12 protein-coding genes are annotated in these 15,934 nt (G+C 73.1%); 6 read left to right on the top strand and 6 right to left on the bottom strand.

Going from position 1 to position 15,934, the window contains the following annotated elements:
- The 5 genes from L6E12_RS29755 to lgt all read left to right on the top strand — a co-directional run.
- The coding region (locus L6E12_RS29755; RefSeq protein WP_236231248.1) for a Trp biosynthesis-associated membrane protein at positions 1-343 on the top strand (343 nt) is incomplete at its 5' end.
- A gap of 115 nt (positions 344-458) precedes the next feature.
- Positions 459-1,268 (top strand): indole-3-glycerol phosphate synthase TrpC, encoded by an 810-nt coding sequence (gene trpC / locus L6E12_RS29750; RefSeq protein WP_236231247.1) that lies wholly within the window; start codon positions 459-461, stop codon positions 1,266-1,268.
- 122 nt (positions 1,269-1,390) lie between these two features.
- Complete coding sequence (trpB, locus tag L6E12_RS29745) at positions 1,391-2,626, top strand: tryptophan synthase subunit beta (RefSeq protein WP_236231249.1); 1,236 nt, start codon at positions 1,391-1,393, stop codon at positions 2,624-2,626.
- On the top strand, positions 2,626-3,420 hold the full coding sequence (trpA, locus tag L6E12_RS29740) for a tryptophan synthase subunit alpha (protein ID WP_236231246.1): 795 nt from the start codon (positions 2,626-2,628) through the stop codon (positions 3,418-3,420). Before trpB ends, trpA begins: the two co-directional genes overlap by 1 nt.
- A 29-nt stretch (positions 3,421-3,449) precedes the next feature.
- Complete coding sequence (gene lgt, locus L6E12_RS29735; protein WP_236231245.1) at positions 3,450-4,550, top strand: prolipoprotein diacylglyceryl transferase; 1,101 nt, start codon at positions 3,450-3,452, stop codon at positions 4,548-4,550.
- On the opposite strand, the gene L6E12_RS29730 is transcribed toward lgt, so the two are convergent.
- The 6 genes from L6E12_RS29730 to L6E12_RS29705 form a co-directional block, all read right to left on the bottom strand.
- Positions 4,503-5,651, bottom strand: coding sequence for a DUF6801 domain-containing protein (locus L6E12_RS29730; RefSeq protein WP_236231244.1), 1,149 nt, complete (start codon positions 5,649-5,651; stop codon positions 4,503-4,505). The two genes, lgt and L6E12_RS29730, sit on opposite strands and share 48 nt — an antisense overlap.
- Positions 5,652-5,785: 134 nt before the next feature.
- Complete coding sequence (locus tag L6E12_RS29725; protein ID WP_236231243.1) at positions 5,786-6,799, bottom strand: DUF6801 domain-containing protein; 1,014 nt, start codon at positions 6,797-6,799, stop codon at positions 5,786-5,788.
- A 140-nt stretch (positions 6,800-6,939) separates the two neighbouring features.
- The gene (locus L6E12_RS29720) at positions 6,940-8,058 is read right to left on the bottom strand and encodes a DUF6801 domain-containing protein (protein WP_236231242.1); all 1,119 of its coding nucleotides are present in this window, start codon (positions 8,056-8,058) and stop codon (positions 6,940-6,942) included.
- Between the two features lie 171 nt (positions 8,059-8,229).
- Positions 8,230-9,015: an ABC transporter ATP-binding protein gene (locus L6E12_RS29715; RefSeq protein ID WP_236231241.1), complete on the bottom strand. Its 786-nt coding sequence runs from the start codon at positions 9,013-9,015 to the stop codon at positions 8,230-8,232.
- On the bottom strand, positions 9,012-10,037 hold the full coding sequence (locus L6E12_RS29710; RefSeq protein WP_236231240.1) for an iron ABC transporter permease: 1,026 nt from the start codon (positions 10,035-10,037) through the stop codon (positions 9,012-9,014). The genes L6E12_RS29715 and L6E12_RS29710 overlap by 4 nt, the downstream gene beginning before the upstream one ends.
- A 4-nt stretch (positions 10,038-10,041) precedes the next feature.
- Entirely contained in the window at positions 10,042-10,968 is a 927-nt protein-coding gene (locus L6E12_RS29705; protein WP_236231239.1) for an ABC transporter substrate-binding protein, read from the bottom strand.
- A 303-nt stretch (positions 10,969-11,271) separates the two neighbouring features.
- Here L6E12_RS29705 and gltB point away from each other — a divergent pair, with 303 nt between their 5' ends.
- Entirely contained in the window at positions 11,272-15,849 is a 4,578-nt protein-coding gene (gltB, locus tag L6E12_RS29700) for a glutamate synthase large subunit (protein WP_236231238.1), read from the top strand.
- Positions 15,850-15,934: the final 85 nt, after the last annotated feature.

The following is a 15,934-nucleotide window of genomic DNA, read 5'->3' as shown; positions in this document are numbered from 1 at the left end:
GGTCGTGCCGCTGGCGGTGCTGGCGCTGGCCGGGGTCGCGGGCGTGCTCGCGCTGGGCCCGGTGCCGCGCCGGGTCGCGGGCGCGCTGCTGGCCGCGGCGGGCCTGGTGCCGGTGTGGCAGGCCGCCACCGGAGCCGGGGGAGCGGTCCCGGCGCGGCTGGCGGTGGCGGTGTCCGGGCTGGTCATGGCCGCGGCGGGGGTCGTGTTGCTCATCCGTGGCGCCCGGTTGCCCAGGATGGGCGCGCGGTACGCGGCACCCGGTGCGGCCAAGGAGTCCGCCCGCACCGACGACGACCTGTGGCAGGCACTCTCGGAGGGGGAGGACCCGACGGCGGGGCGGTGAGCGAGCGAGGACCCGGTGCCTCCTGCCCGCGAGGGCCGGAGTTAGCATCATTTCGGCGGGAAGGGGCAGTGCTTGTGAGGGACTACACCAGCAGAACGTCGATCGAGGGTGACCTGTGAACGTCCTCGAATCGATCGTCGAGGGGGTCCGGGAGGACCTCGCCGCGCGCGAGTCGGTCGTCTCCTTCGAGACCATCAAGGCGCTGGCCGCCAAGGCCCCGCCGCCGCGGGACGCGTTCAACGCGCTGCGCGGCACCGACGTCGGGGTCATCGCGGAGGTCAAGCGGCGCAGCCCGTCCAAGGGTGACCTGGCCACCATCGCCGACCCCGCCGCCCTGGCCCGCGACTACGAGGCCGCGGGGGCGCGCGTGATCAGCGTGCTCACCGAGCAGCGCCGCTTCGGCGGTTCGCTGGCCGACTTCGACGCGGTCCGGGCCAAGGTCGACATCCCGTTGCTGCGCAAGGACTTCGTGGTCAGCCCGTACCAGGTGCACGAGGCTCGGGCGCACGGCGCGGACCTGGTGTTGCTGATCGTGGCCGCGCTGGAGCAGCCCGCCCTGGAGTCGCTGCTGGACCGGGTCGAGTCGCTGGGCATGACCGCCCTGGTCGAGGTGCACACCGCCGAGGAGGCCGACCGCGCGCTGGAGGCGGGCGCGAAGGTCATCGGCGTCAACGCCCGCGACCTGCGCAGCCTGGAGGTCGACCGGGACGTGTTCGGGCGGCTCGCGCCGGGCCTGCCCGCCGACGTGGTCAAGATCGCCGAGTCCGGTGTCCGCGGCCCCAGCGACCTGATGACCTACGCCGGGGCCGGTGCCGACGCGGTGCTGGTCGGCGAGGGCCTGGTGGCCACTGACGACCCCAAGGCCGCCCTGGTTCAGCTCGTCACGGCGGGGTCGCACCCGGCGTGCCCGAGGCCCAGCCGGTGAGCACCCCGGAGAACGACACCACCGGCCGCGGCGTCGCCGCGGCGGACAACGCTGTGGAGAACGCCCCAGTGCAGGACAGCACCACACCGCAGGACGAGACCACCGCCGCGCAGAACAGCGCCATGCACGCCGTCGCGGAGCAGGACCCGCACGCCCCCGGCGAGCACGACCCGGACGCCCGCGGCCACTTCGGCCCCTACGGCGGCCGGTTCATGCCGGAGGCGCTGATCGGCGCGCTCGACGAGCTGTCGGCCGAGTACGACAAGGCCCGGCTGGACCCGGAGTTCACCGACGAGTTCACCCGGTTGCTGCGCGACTACGCGGGCAGGCCCTCGCTGCTCACCGAGGCGCCCCGCTTCGCCGAGCACGCGGGCGGCGCGCGGGTGTTCCTCAAGCGCGAGGACCTCAACCACACCGGCTCGCACAAGATCAACAACGTGCTGGGCCAGGCGCTGCTCACCAAGCGGATGGGCAAGAAGCGGGTCATCGCCGAGACCGGCGCAGGCCAGCACGGCGTCGCCACCGCCACCGCCTGCGCCCTGATGGGCCTGGACTGCGTGGTCTACATGGGCGAGGTCGACACCGAGCGGCAGGCGCTGAACGTGGCGCGGATGAAGCTGCTCGGCGCCGAGGTCGTCCCGGTGGCGTCGGGCTCGCGCACCCTCAAGGACGCCATCAACGAGGCGCTGCGCGACTGGGTGACCAATGTGGACACCACGCACTACCTGCTGGGCACGGCCGCCGGTGGGCACCCGTTCCCGCTGATGGTGCGCAACTTCCACCGCGTCATCGGCATCGAGGCCAGGGCGCAGGTGCTGGAGCAGATCGGCCGGCTGCCGGACGTGGTCACCGCCTGCGTCGGCGGCGGCTCCAACGCCATCGGCATCTTCCACGGCTTCGTCGACGACGCCGACGTGCGGCTGGTCGGCATCGAACCGGCGGGCAAGGGCATCGAGACCGGCGAGCACGGCGCCACCCTGGGCCACGGCAGCCCCGGCATGCTGCACGGCGCCATGTCCTACCTGCTGCAGGACGAGGACGGCCAGACCACCGAGGCGTACTCGATCAGCGCGGGCCTGGACTACCCCGGCGTCGGCCCGGAACACGCGTGGCTCAAGGACACCGGCCGCGCCGAATACCGTTCGGCCACCGACGCCGAGGCCATGCACGCGTTCCGGCTGCTCTCGCGCACCGAGGGCATCATCCCGGCCATCGAGTCCTCGCACGCCCTCGCGGGCGCGCTGGTCCTCGGCCGGGAACTCGGCCCCGAGGGCGTCATCCTGGTGAACCTGTCCGGTCGCGGCGACAAGGACATGGACACCGCCGCGAAGTACTTCGGCTTCTACGAGGAGTCCTGATGGGCACGCTCGACACCCTGTTCGCGGGCACCAGGGCCGAGGGGCGCGCGGCGCTGATCGGGTACCTGCCCGCCGGGTACCCCACGGTCGACGGCTCCATCGACACCCTCAAGCTCATGGTCGACTCCGGCTGCGACCTGCTGGAGGTGGGCGTGCCCTACTCCGACCCGGTCATGGACGGCCCGACCATCCAGGCCGCGGCGGACGAGGCGCTGCGCGGCGGCTTCCGGCTGCGCGACCTGTTCCGCACCGTCGAGGCCGTGTCGGCCGCGGGCGGCAAGGCCGTGGTGATGACCTACTTCAACCCGGTGCTGCGCTACGGCGTGGACGCGTTCTCCCGCGACCTCGCCGCCGCGGGCGGGCTCGGGATGATCACCCCGGACCTCATCCCGGACGAGGCGCAGCCGTGGCTGGAAGCCTCCGCCGCGCACGGCCTGGACCGGATCTTCCTGGTGGCGCCGTCGTCGTCGCCGGAGCGGATCGCGGCCACCACGGCGGCCTCCTCCGGCTTCGTCTACGCCACCGCGGTCATGGGCGTCACCGGGGCCCGCGACGCCGTGGGCGTCGAGGCCGAGGCCCTGGTCGCGCGCACCCGGGAGCACACCTCGCTGCCGGTCGGCGTGGGCCTGGGCGTGCGCTCGGGCGACCAGGCCGCGCAGGTGGCCGGGTTCGCCGACGCGGTCATCGTCGGGTCGGCCTTCGTGACCGCCGCGCGGACCGGCCCGGACGCGGTGCGCGCGCTCACCGAGGAGCTGGCCGAGGGCGTGCGCCGCACACCCGCCCCGATCGGCTGAGCCGTCCGGGCCCCCGTTACGGTGGGCCCGTGACGAGCGCCTCCTCGCTGTTCCTGGCGAACATCCCGAGTCCCGACCGCGGGGTCTGGGAGATCGATCTCGGTTTCTTGACCATCCCCATCCGCGCGTACGCGCTGTGCATCATCGCGGGCATCATCGTCGCGATCTGGTGGGGCGAGAAGCGGTTCCAGGCCCGGGGGGGTCAGCCGGGCGCGGTCATCGACATCGCGGTGTGGGCGGTGCCGTTCGGCCTGGTCGGCGGCAGGCTCTACCACGTCGCCACCGACTACTACCGCTACTTCGGCGAGGGCAAGAACCCGCTGAACGCGCTGCGCATCTGGGACGGCGGCCTGGGCATCTGGGGTGCGATCGCCCTCGGCGCGGTCGGCGCCTGGATCGGCTGCCGCCAGAAGGGCATCCCGCTGCCGGTGTTCGCCGACGCGATCGCCCCGGGCATCGTCACCGCCCAGGCCATCGGCCGGGTCGGCAACTACTTCAACCAGGAGCTCTACGGCGGGCCGACCAGCCTGCCGTGGGGTCTGGAGATCTACGAGCGCCTCAACGCCAACGGCATCCCGGACCCGCTCAACGGCGTCGCCGTCGACCACACCCTGATCGACGGCAGCCCGGTGCACCCCACGTTCCTGTACGAGCTGATCTGGAACCTGCTCGTCGCCGCGCTGGTCGTGTTCCTCGACCGCAAGCTCAGGCTGGGCCACGGGCGCGCGTTCGCCGTGTACGTCGCCGGCTACACCCTGGGCCGCGGCCTGATCGAGCTGATGCGCACCGACCCGGCCACCCTGGTCTTCGGCGTGCGGATCAACGCGTGGGTCTCGCTGCTGGTGTTCCTCGGCGCGGTCGCCTACTTCGTGCTCGCCGCCAAGCGCGGCCCCCGCGAACACCTCGGCGGCGGGGCGATCGCCGTCATCCCGGTGGACGAGGTGCCCTCCACCCACCGGGACGACGACGCGGACTCCGACGACTTCGACGACGCGGACCCCGCTGTCGACGACGAGGACGACGAAGACCCGTTCGACGACACCGACGACCGTGCCGACGACCTCGACGACGACGGTGCCGGGTCAGCCGGTGGTGTTCAGCGCAAGCGTGTTGCCGACCCCGGCGAATAGCGCGTCGACCAGCCCGGTGTGGTTGCCGCAGCCGGTGAAGGCGGGCAGGTCGTAGGTCCCGGTGACCGGGCCGCCGCCCGCGAGGGTGAACCCGGCGCCCGAGGTCAGGGTCAGCGTGGTCGTGCTCCGGCAGTCGGGGTTCGCCTTGATCAGCGGCATTCCCAGCACGGCGAGGTCCGCGACGGTGACCGCGGCCTCGACGGTGCCGGTGAGCGCGTCCCCGTCCACGGTGAGGAGCACCGGCCCGCTCGGGGTGACTGACACCGAGGCGGTCGCCGGGATGAACCCCAGCAGCCGCAGCGGCGCGGTGCCCGTGTTCGGCAGGAACAGCTTGCCGGTGGCGGCCGTCCCCGTGCCCGGCAGGTCGAGGTTGAGGGTGCCCGCGCCGAGGTCGGCCTGGGCCCCGGACTTGGTGAGCGCGGTGCGCGCGGTGAGGTCGTGGGTGATGTGCCGGTTGGCGGGGGAGACCTCGACCCGGTGCGTGGGGTACGGGCCGGGCGGGTAGATGCAGTGCACGTCGAACGTGTCCAGGGCGGTCAGGTTGCCGTCCGCACCGCGCGGGGTGACCCGGATGTCGAAGCTCTGGTAGTACAGGGTCGGTTCGGTCCCGGCCCGGTCGAACACGATCGGGGGCAGCTCACCGGAGGCGGACCACTCGGGCAGCGAGCTGTTCCCGGCGACCGGGACGCCGGTGATCGAGAAATCAGGCCGCGGCTTCTCCGGGTTCGGGTACTGCGGGCTGTGGTAGCCCACGAACACCCGTGCGGTCGCGTCCAGCGTGACCGCGCCCGCGCCGTCGAGGGCTTGGCGCAACGGCGTTCCCGGGGCGAAGTCGAGGTTCGTCGACGCCGTCCCCCGGTAGGGCAGCGGCGCCGTCGGCACGCCCTGCCGCGCGGTGTCCGGCGCGTCCACCTCGATCTGGGCGGCGATGTCGGCGGTGACGGTGCCCGCCCCCGGGACCGCGGCCGAACACCCGCTCAGCGAACCGCCGATCCGCACGGTGACCGTCGCGGCCGAGCCGGTGCCCGCGCCCGCGACGGCGAGACCGCCCACCAGCGCGGCCACCACCGCGATCGAGCCGCTGGTTCTTCGGATTCCCATGTGCAGCACCGCTTTCGTCGGATCGGTCGACCTTGTCCGGGGAAAGAATCCACCGCGCCGGGGGAGCGAGGCCAGAGCCTGCCGCGAAGTGCTCACCCGGCGCGGTGGATTTCCTGGGAACCATCACCCGGGAACTAGTCCGTGGTGGCGGTGATGGTGTTGCCGTTGCGGGAGAACAGCGAGGAGACCAGGTCGGTGTAGAAGCCGCAGCCGGTGAACGCGGGCAGGTCGTAGCTCCCGGTCAGGGAACCGCTGTGGTCGATGGCGAGCCCGTCGCCCGCGGTGAGCGCGAGTGTTGTCGTGCTCTGGCAGGTGTTCTGGTCGCGCAGCAGCGGTATGCCGAGGATCGACAGGTTCGCCACGGTGACGGTCGCCGGTGCGGTGAAGCCGTCGGCGAAGCTGCCGGTGACCGGACCCGGGGTCACCCGCACGCTCGCGGTCGCCGGGATGACGCCGAGCAGGCGCAGCTCGGTGGTCCCGGACCCGGGCAGGTCGAGTGAGCCGGTGACGGACTTGTCGACCGCCTCGGTCAGCGCGAGCGACCCGGCGCCCAGGTCCACCTCCGTGCCCGCGACACCGGCGCGGGCGGTGACGGCGTAGTCCGCGCTGGTGGGGCCGGGGAGCACGTCGACGGTGTGCCACGGCTCGAACCACGGTGAGCCGAGGCAGAAGGACGGAAGATCGTCGATTGGAAGGGGAGACCCGTCCGCCTTGAGCGGGGTGACCGAGACCCAGGAACTCGAGTGGTAGATCGCGGTCTGCCCCTGGCCCACCGTGGTGAAGAGGAACGGTGGCAGTTCACCGGCGCCCTCGACCAGGGTCGACGCCGCGGGCAGCGGTGTGGTGGTGGCGAAGCTGAGTGAGTGGGGTTCGCCCCCGACTCTGTAGTACAGCAGGCTGGTGCTCGCGGAGATGGACACCGAGGCCGCGCCGTTCGCCATCAGGTAGGCGGTGAGCGGGCTCTTCTCGGACAGGTCGAGGCCGATCGAGCCGCTGGCCCGCCATGGGATCGGCGCGGTCGGCTGGTTGACCACCGCGGTGTCCGGCACGCTCATGGTGACCGTGACCCCCATGGACGTCTCGATCCGCGGCAACCCCGGCAGGTCGACCGCGCAGGAGGATGATCCTCCTGACCGGGTGATCTCCACGGTTGCAGCGGACGCCGTGCCCGTACCGAGCGCGGCAGATCCGCCTGCCACGGTCGCGATCGCCGCGAGTGCGGCCACCAGTCTTCTTGTGCGCAAGGTCGTTCCCCTCGTCGAAGAGTCGTGGGATGCAGGTCGTGCGCTCAGTTGGGCGAGGCGGTCACGGCGAGGGTGTTGCCCGTGCCGGAGAACAGGGAGCCGAGGAAACCGCCGTAGGCGCCGCACCCGCTGAACGCGGGGGTCTCGAAGGTGCCGGTGAGCGTGCCGCCGGTGGCGGGGGTGAAGTCGGCGCCGGGGGTCAGGGTGAGCGGTCCGGTGCCGCGGCAGGTGGTCGACCCGCGCAGGACCGGGATGCCGAAGACGCTCAGGTCGGGAACCGCCACGGTGGCCCGGCTGCTCAGCGCACCCGGGACCGCGCCGCTGAGCGGGTCGGTCGTCAGCCGCACGGTCGCGGTCGTGGGGATGATGCCGAGGGCGCGGGTGGTGACCGTGGCGGCCGTGGGCAGGTCGAGCGCGCCGGTGACCGATCCGGCGGCGCTGTTGCTGGTCAGCGTCAGCGAGCCGGTGCCGAAGTCGACCGGGGTGCGCCCCAGGCGGCCGGTGGCGGTGGCGGTGTGCGCGGTGGTCGTGGCCGCGGGCAGGACCGGCAGGTCGATCCAGGGGAAGAACGACGGCGGGATCAGGCACGCCGCGTTGAACGTGCCGTACTCGGTGGGGGAGCCGTCGGCCCGGCGGGGGGTGAGCAGGACGGAGTAGCCGCCCATCCACACCACGGTCGACCGGGCCGCAGGCTGGGTGAACTCCAGCGGCGGCAGCGTGCCGGAGCCCGCCATGGTGATCGCCCCGGCCGAGAGCGGCAGGTCGGAGCTGAACTCCACGTTGTGGTACTCGCCAGGCCCGGTGAAGGTGTAGTAGATCAGGTTGATCCGCATCGTCGCGGTCAGCGAGGTGGCCCCGGCGGCGGTGAGGGCGGTGCGCAGCACGCTGCCCTCGCCCAGGTCCAGGTCCGAGGACGCCTGGCCACGCCAGGGGATCGGGGCGGTCGGCTGTCCGACGACGGCGCTGGTGGGGACGTCGAGGTCGACGGAGAACCGCCCGGTCGCGTCCAGCGGCGCGGGGTGGTCGGGCAGGCGCAGCGGGCAGTTCGACCCGAAGGTCCGGGTGATGGTGGTGGTGTCCCCCGCCGCGGGGGCTCCCGCCGCCGCGCCGCCGACCGCGGCGGCCGTGCCGACCGCCACCGCTGCCGCCGCCAGGATTGCCAATGATCTTCGAACCCGCATGGTCTCTCCGCTCCCGTGGAACTGTGGAAGATGATCTGACCATGCGGCGAATCCGCAGCTCAAGGGCGGTTTTATGGTGCCGGGAAACTGCTCATGCCGGTATGGGGTGCGGGCCGCGAAACCGTCACACCGGACAGCGTGCGGCGTGGCGGGTTAGCCCGAGCGGGGTGAACGCGCCGGGACGACGGCGGGGTGACCGGTCGAGGTGTGCACGACCTCCACCGCCGCGCCGTAGTGGCGGGCCACGGTCGCCGCGGTGAGCACCTGCGCCGGGGTGCCCTGCGCGACCGGTTCGCCGCGGTCCACCAGCAGCAGCCGCTCGGCGTACTGCGCGGCGAACACCAGGTCGTGCAGGGTGCTGACGACCGTGGTGCCGTCCTCGGCGCGCAACCGGTCGACCAGCTCCAGCAGGGACTGGGCGTGCCCGATGTCCAGGCCGGTGGTCGGCTCGTCGAGCAGCAGCACCGGGGTCTGCTGGGCCAGCACCCGGCCCAGCACCGCGCGCTGGCGCTCACCGCCGGACAGGGTGCGCAGCTCGCGGCCCGCCAGGTGGCCCAGGTCGAGGCGGTCCAGCACGTCCGCCACGATCGCCCGGTCCCGGGCGCCCTCGCGGGCCAGCGGGTCCAGGTGCGGGGTGCGGCCCAGCAGCACGTAGTCCGCCACCGCCATGCCGTCCGGCACGACGGCGACCTGCGGGGCGTAGCCGATCGCGCGGGCCCGCTCGCGGGCGGACATCCCGGCCGTGGGCCTGCCGCCCAGCTCCAGCACCCCGGTGTGCCGCACCAGTCCTGCCACGGCCTTGAGCAGCGTCGACTTGCCCGCGCCGTTCGGCCCCACCACCGCCAGCCAGCTCCCGGCGGGCACGTCCACCGTCACCCCGGCGACCACCGGGGCACCGCCGTACCCGGCCGCCACGTCGCGCAGCCGCAGCCCGGTCACCGGACCCGCCCCCGGTACCGGCGCAGCACGACGGCGAAGAACGGTGCCCCGGTGCACGCGGTGATCACGCCCAGCGGCAGCTCCGCCGGGGCCACCACCGTCCGCGCCACCTGGTCGCACACGATCAGGAACACCGCCCCGCCCACCAGCGACAGCGGCACCACGACCCGGTGCCCGGCGCCCGCGAGCAGCCGCACCACGTGCGGCACCACGATCCCCACGAACCCGATCAGCCCGCTGACCGCGACCGCCGCCGCGGTGGCCAGCGAGGCGGCGAGCAGCACCACCAGCCGCACCCGCCCCGGCCGCACCCCCAGCGACGCCGCCTCCTCGTCACCGAGGGCCAGCACGTCGAGCAGCCGCGCGCACAGGCACAGCACCACCGCGGCGACGGCCAGGTACGGCAGCGTCAGCAGCACCTCGTGCCAGCCGCTGGTGTTCAGCCCGCCGAGCATCCAGGTGTAGACCTGCTTGATCGTGTCGGTGTCCAACTGCTGCGCGAAGGTCTGCACCGCGGTGAGGAAGGCCGCCACCGCCACCCCCGACAGCAGCAGCACCGCCGTCCCGCCGCCCGCGGACCGGCCCAGCGCCCAGGTGAGCCCGACCCCGCCCAGGGCGCCCGCGAACGCCGCCAGCGGCAGCGGGCCGACGACCCACCCGGTGACCCCGGGGGCGGCGATGACCACCAGCGTCGCCGCCAGGCCCGCGCCCGCGGCGGCGCCGAGCAGGTACGGGTCGGCCAGCGGGTTGCGGAACACGCCCTGGAACGCCGCGCCGGACACCGCCAGCGCCGCCCCGACCAGCCCGGCCAGCAGCACCCTCGGCACCCGGACCTGCCACACGATCGCCGCCTCGCGCTCCGACAGCGGCGACACGCCGCCGGTCAACTGCGCCCACACCTCGGCGACGACCCGGCTCCAGCCCAGTTCGGCGGCGCCGAGCAGGGTCGCCACGCACACCACCGCCACCAGCGCGGCCACGGCGACGACCAGGACGCCGGGGGTGAGCCGGGATCGGGACAAGGGGTCAGGCCTTCGCCACCGCGTCGGCGACGACCCGGACCAGGTCGACCACCCGCGGTCCCCAGCGGGAGGCGATGTCGTCGTCGAGCGCGACGACGCGCCCGGCGCGCACCGCGTCCACCGTGGACCAGCCCGGCCGGGCGGCGACGGTCTGCGCGCTCTGCCCGCAGCACTGCCCGTCGGCCAGGAACACCAGCGCCGGGTTCGCCTTGATCACGTACTCGGCGGACAGTTGCGGGTAGCCGCTGCCGGTCGTGTCGGCGGCGTCGGCGATGTTGGTCAGTCCGAAGAGGCCGTACACCTGGCCGACGAAGGTCTTCGACGTCACGGAGTACAGCTCGGTGTCGAGCTCGTGGTAGTAGGCGACCGCCTTCTTCGGCGTGTCGCGGACCACCTCGTCGATGTCGGCGCGCATCCGGGTCACCAGGTCGTCGGCGGGGTGTCCGGTGGCCTTGCCCAGGACATCCAGTTGGGCGTAGACGTCGTCGAGCGTGGTGGCCGCGGCCAGCACCAGCACCGGGATCTCGACCTTGGCCAGCCCGGAGACCAGGCCGCCGGGGTCGCCGGAGGCCACCACCAGGTCCGGGGTCTTCGCCGCGATGGCCTCGACGTTCGGCGTCAGTCCGGACAGGTCGGTGCGCGGCGCCTCGGCCGGGAAGTCCGACTGGTCGTCCACGGCGACCACCTGCGGCCCGGCCCCCAGCGCGAACAGGCTCTCGGTGGCCGTGGACGACAGCGACACGATCCGGTCGGGACGCTCGTCGAGGGTCAGCGGCGCACCGCCCGGCGGGGTCACGGTCACCGGGAAGGCGGCGGCCGGGGCGGTAGAAGGCGAAACAGGCTCGGGTTCCCGGGTGGCGCAACCCGCCGTTGCCAGGGTCGTGCACAGCGCGGTCAGCAGGAGCGCGACACCCGCGCGTCGAATGGTCACGATCGCTGGACGCTAGCAGCCGCAAGCGCTTCGCGTGCGGAGGCCGCCGTCTGCCCCCTGGGCTATGCTCACCGGGGTGCGGTCACCCGCGTGCGGGGGCCGCGACCAGTCGCGTCTTCCCCACGCGGCCATCCGGGTGTGACGACGGTTTCTTGTTCGTTTCAGGACTGTTAAGCTCGGAGCATCCCCCGCGGGCCGCCGCCGTCCCGTGCCCAGACCCCTGGCACCGCCGCCGAGGCATCACCCCCCCGCCCCTGGCACCGCCCGACCTGAGCGCGTGACGTCGAAGGAGGACCCCCGCACATGATCTTCTCCGCCCTGCCGCGCACCCAAGGCCTGTACGACCCGGCCGCGGAGCACGACGCCTGCGGTGTCGCCATGGTGGCCGACATCCTGGGCAGGCGTTCGCACGGGATCGTCACCGACGCGCTCACCGCGCTGGCCAACCTGGAGCACCGCGGCGCCGCGGGCTCGGAGCCCACCAGCGGTGACGGCGCGGGCATCCTGGTGCAGCTCCCCGACGCGCTGCTGCGCGCCGAGGTTGGCTTCGCCCTGCCCGAGCCGGACCCCGACGGGGACCTCGGCTACGCCACCGGCCTGGCCTTCCTGCCCACCGACGCCGACGAGCGCGCCAAGGCCGTCGCGCTGGTCGAGCGGATCGCCGCCGAGGAGGGGCTGGCGGTGCTGGGCTGGCGCGAGGTGCCGACCACGCCCGACGCCGCGGGCATCGGGCCGACCGCGCGCGGGGTCATGCCGCACTTCGCCATGCCGTTCCTGACCGCCCGCCCCGACGACTCGACCGGCGACACCCCGGCCGTGACCGGGGTGGCGCTGGACCGGCTGGCGTTCTGCCTGCGCAAGCGGGTGGAGCGGGAGAGCGTGGCCGAGGGCTGCGGCACCTACTTCCCCTCGCTGTCGTCGCGCACGATGGTCTACAAGGGAATGCTGACCACCGCCCAGGTCCCGGCCTTCTTCACCGACCTGACCGACGAGCGGCTCGTCTCCGCCATCGCCCTGGTGCACTCCCGCTTCTCCACCAACACCTTCCCGTCGTGGCCGCTGGCGCACCCGTTCCGCTACGTCGCGCACAACGGCGAGATCAACACCGTCCGCGGCAACCGCAACCGGATGCGCGCCCGCGAGGCGCTGCTGGCCTCGGACCTGATCAGTGGCGACCTCAACCGGCTCTACCCGGTGGTGGACCCGTCCGGTTCGGACTCCGCGTCCTTCGACGAGGTGCTGGAACTGCTGCACCTGGGCGGGCGCAGCCTGCCGCACGCGGTGCTGATGATGATCCCGGAGGCGTGGGAGAACCACCGCACCATGGACCCGGCGCGGCGGGCCTTCTACCAGTTCCACTCTGGGCTGATGGAGACCTGGGACGGCCCGGCGTGCGTCACCTTCACCGACGGCACCCTCGTCGGCGCCGTGCTCGACCGCAACGGGCTGCGCCCGGCGCGCTGGTGGCGGCTGGCCGACGACCGGGTGGTGCTGGCCAGCGAGACCGGTGTCCTCGACGTGCCCCCGGACCGGGTGATCGCCAAGGGCAGGCTGCGGCCGGGCCGGATGTTCCTCGTGGACACCAAGGCCGGTCGGCTCGTCGACGACGACGAGGTCAAGTCCGCGCTGGCCGCCGAGAAGCCCTACGGGGAGTGGCTGCACGCCGGGCTGCTCACGCTCGCCGACCTGCCCGGCCGCGAGCACGTCGTGCAGACGCACGAGTCGGTGCTGCGCCGCCAGCTCACCTTCGGCTACACCGAGGAGGAGCTGAAGGTCCTGCTGACGCCGATGGCGGTCACCGGCGCCGAGCCGATCGGCTCGATGGGCACCGACACCCCGCCCGCGGTGCTCTCGCAGCGGTCGCGGCTGTTCTACGAGTACTTCAAGCAGAACTTCGCCCAGGTCACCAACCCGCCGCTGGACGCCATCCGCGAGGAGATCATCACCTCGGTGCAGCGGATCATGGGCCCGGAGCAGAACCTGCTCGACCCCGGCCCGGCGTCCTGCCGCCACATCCAGCTTCCGTACCCGGTCATCGACAACGACGAGCTGGCCAAGCTCATCCACGTCAACGACGACGGCGACCTGCCCGGCTTCGCCTGCACCGTCCTCAGCGGACTCTACGAGGTCACCGGCGGCGGCGCGGCGCTCGCCGCGGCCCTCGAACGGGTGCGCCGCGAGGCGTCGGAGGCGATCGCGGCGGGCGCGCGCACGCTGGTGCTGTCCGACCGCGACTCCGACCACCGGATGGCCCCCATCCCGTCGCTGCTGCTGGTCTCGGCCGTGCACCACCACCTGGTGCGCACCAAGGAGCGGCTGCGGGTCGCGCTGGTCGTGGAGTCCGGCGACGCCCGCGAGGTGCACCACGTGGCGCTGCTGCTGGGCTACGGCGCCGCGGCGGTCAACCCGTACCTGGCGTTCGAGACCATCGAGGACCTCATCGCCCAGGGCTCGATCACCGGCGTCGAGCGGCACCGGGCGGTGCGCAACTACGTGCAGGCCCTGGTCAAGGGCGTGCTCAAGATCATGTCCAAGATGGGCATCTCCACCGTCGGGGCCTACACCGGCGCCCAGGTCTTCGAGTCCCTCGGCCTGGCCAAGGACCTGCTCGACGAGTACTTCACCGGCACCGGCTCCAAGCTCGGCGGCGTCGGCCTCGACGTGATCGCCACCGAGGTCGCCGCCCGCCACCGCCGCGCGCACCCGGAGAACCCCACCGAGCGCGTGCACCGCCGCCTGGAGGTGGGCGGCGAGTACGCCTACCGGCGCGAGGGCGAGCTGCACCTGTTCGACCCGGAGACGGTCTTCCTGCTCCAGCACGCCACCCGCACCGGCCGCGAGGACGTCTACCGCCAGTACACCGCCGAGGTCGAGCGGCTCAACCGCGAGGGCGGCGCGCTGCGCGGGATGTTCGCGCTGCGCACCGGGGACCGCCCGCCGGTCCCGGTCGAGGAGGTCGAGCCGGTCGAGGACATCCTCACGCGGTTCAACACCGGGGCGATGTCCTACGGCTCCATCTCCGCCGAGGCGCACGAGACGCTGGCGATCGCGATGAACATGATCGGCGGCCGGTCCAACACCGGCGAGGGCGGCGAGGACCCCGAGCGCCTCTACGACCCGCGCCGCCGCTCCGCGATCAAGCAGGTCGCCTCCGGCCGCTTCGGCGTCACCAGCGAGTACCTGGTCAACGCCGACGACATCCAGATCAAGATGGCCCAGGGCGCCAAGCCCGGCGAGGGCGGGCAGCTCCCGCCGAACAAGGTCTACCCGTGGATCGCCCGCACCCGGCACTCCACCGCCGGGGTGGGCCTGATCTCCCCGCCGCCGCACCACGACATCTACTCCATCGAGGACTTGGCCCAGCTCATCCACGACCTCAAGAACGCCAACGAGCACGCCCGCGTGCACGTGAAGCTGGTCAGCGAGCTGGGCGTGGGCACGGTCGCGGCCGGGGTGTCCAAGGCCCACGCCGACGTGGTGCTCATCTCCGGGCACGACGGCGGCACCGGCGCCTCCCCGATGAACTCGCTCAAGCACGCGGGCACCCCGTGGGAGATCGGCCTGGCCGAGACCCAGCAGACGCTCGTGCTCAACGGCCTGCGCGACCGGATCACCGTGCAGGTCGACGGCGCGATGAAGACCGGCCGCGACGTGGTCGTGGCCGCCCTCCTCGGCGCCGAGGAGTACGGCTTCGCCACCGCGCCGCTGATCGTCGCCGGTTGCGTGATGATGCGGGTGTGCCACCTCGACACCTGCCCGGTGGGCGTGGCCACGCAGAACCCGTTGCTGCGCCAGCGGTTCACCGGCCAGGCCGAGCACATCGTCAACTACTTCCGGTTCGTGGCCCAGGAGGTGCGCGAACACCTGGCCGCGCTGGGCTTCCGCACCCTCGACGACGCCATCGGCCACGCCGAGCTGCTCGACACCGACGACGCGGTGACCCACTGGAAGGCCCAGGGCCTGGACCTGACCCCGGTGTTCGCCGTCCCGGAATCGCCCTACGGCGCCGCCCGGCGGCGCATCCGCGCCCAGGACCACGGCCTGGCCGAGGCGCTGGACCGCACCATGGTCCAGCTCGCCGAGGCGGCGCTGGAGGACGCGCACCCGGTGCGGCTGGAACTGCCCGTCCGCAACGTCAACCGCACCGTCGGCACGCTGCTCGGCTCGGAGGTCACCCGCCGCTACGGCGGCGACGGGCTGCCCCGCGACACCATCCGGGTCACCCTCACCGGGTCGGCCGGGCAGTCGCTGGGCGCGTTCCTGCCCCGGGGCGTCACCATCGAGATGGTCGGCGACGCCAACGACTACGTCGGCAAGGGCCTCTCCGGCGGGCGCATCGTGGTGCGCCCGCACCCGGAGGCCACCTTCGCCGCGGAGAAGCAGGTCATCGCGGGCAACGTCATCGCCTACGGCGCCACCGGCGGCGAGGTGTTCCTGCGCGGCATGGTGGGGGAGCGGTTCGGGGTGCGCAACTCCGGCGCGGTCATCGTCGCCGAAGGGGTGGGCGACCACGCCTTCGAGTACATGACCGGCGGGCGCGCGGTGGTGCTCGGCCCGACCGGGCGCAACCTGGCCGCGGGCATGTCCGGCGGCATCGCCTACGTCCTCGACCTCGACCCCAAGCGGGTCAACCGGGACATGGTGGAGATCCAGCGCCCCACCGACGACGACCTCAAGTGGCTGCGCGAGACCGTGCAGGCCCACCACGACCTCACCGGCTCCCCGGTCGCGGCCTCGCTGCTGGGCGACTGGACCCGGCGCGCGGCGGCCTTCGCCAAGGTCATGCCGCGCGACTACCAGCGCGTGCTGGAGGCGATGCGGCTCGCCCGCGCCGAAGGCCGCGATGTAGACGCCGCGATCATGGAGGCATCCCGTGGCTGACTGCTGTATCACTCCTCCCGCCCCCCACCCCCTCGTCCCCGCCCGGCATCGTCCCCGGCTTGTCCGGACGGCCGCCGGTTCGGAG

This window comes from Actinokineospora sp. PR83 (assembly GCF_021056305.1).
GTDB classification, from domain to species: domain Bacteria; phylum Actinomycetota; class Actinomycetes; order Mycobacteriales; family Pseudonocardiaceae; genus Actinokineospora; species Actinokineospora spheciospongiae.
Note: the sequence above shows the minus strand (reverse complement) of the source record. Positions and strands in the feature narration are given on the sequence as shown.

Excerpts from the sequence above, each read along its gene's own strand:
- L6E12_RS29730 (WP_236231244.1), bottom strand. The coding sequence starts at position 5,651 with ATGGGAATCCGAAGAACCAGCGGCTCGATCGCGGTGGTGGCCGCGCTG.
- trpB (WP_236231249.1), top strand. The coding sequence starts at position 1,391 with ATGCACGCCGTCGCGGAGCAGGACCCGCACGCCCCCGGCGAGCACGAC.
- trpA (WP_236231246.1), top strand. The coding sequence starts at position 2,626 with ATGGGCACGCTCGACACCCTGTTCGCGGGCACCAGGGCCGAGGGGCGC.
- gltB (WP_236231238.1), top strand. The coding sequence starts at position 11,272 with ATGATCTTCTCCGCCCTGCCGCGCACCCAAGGCCTGTACGACCCGGCC.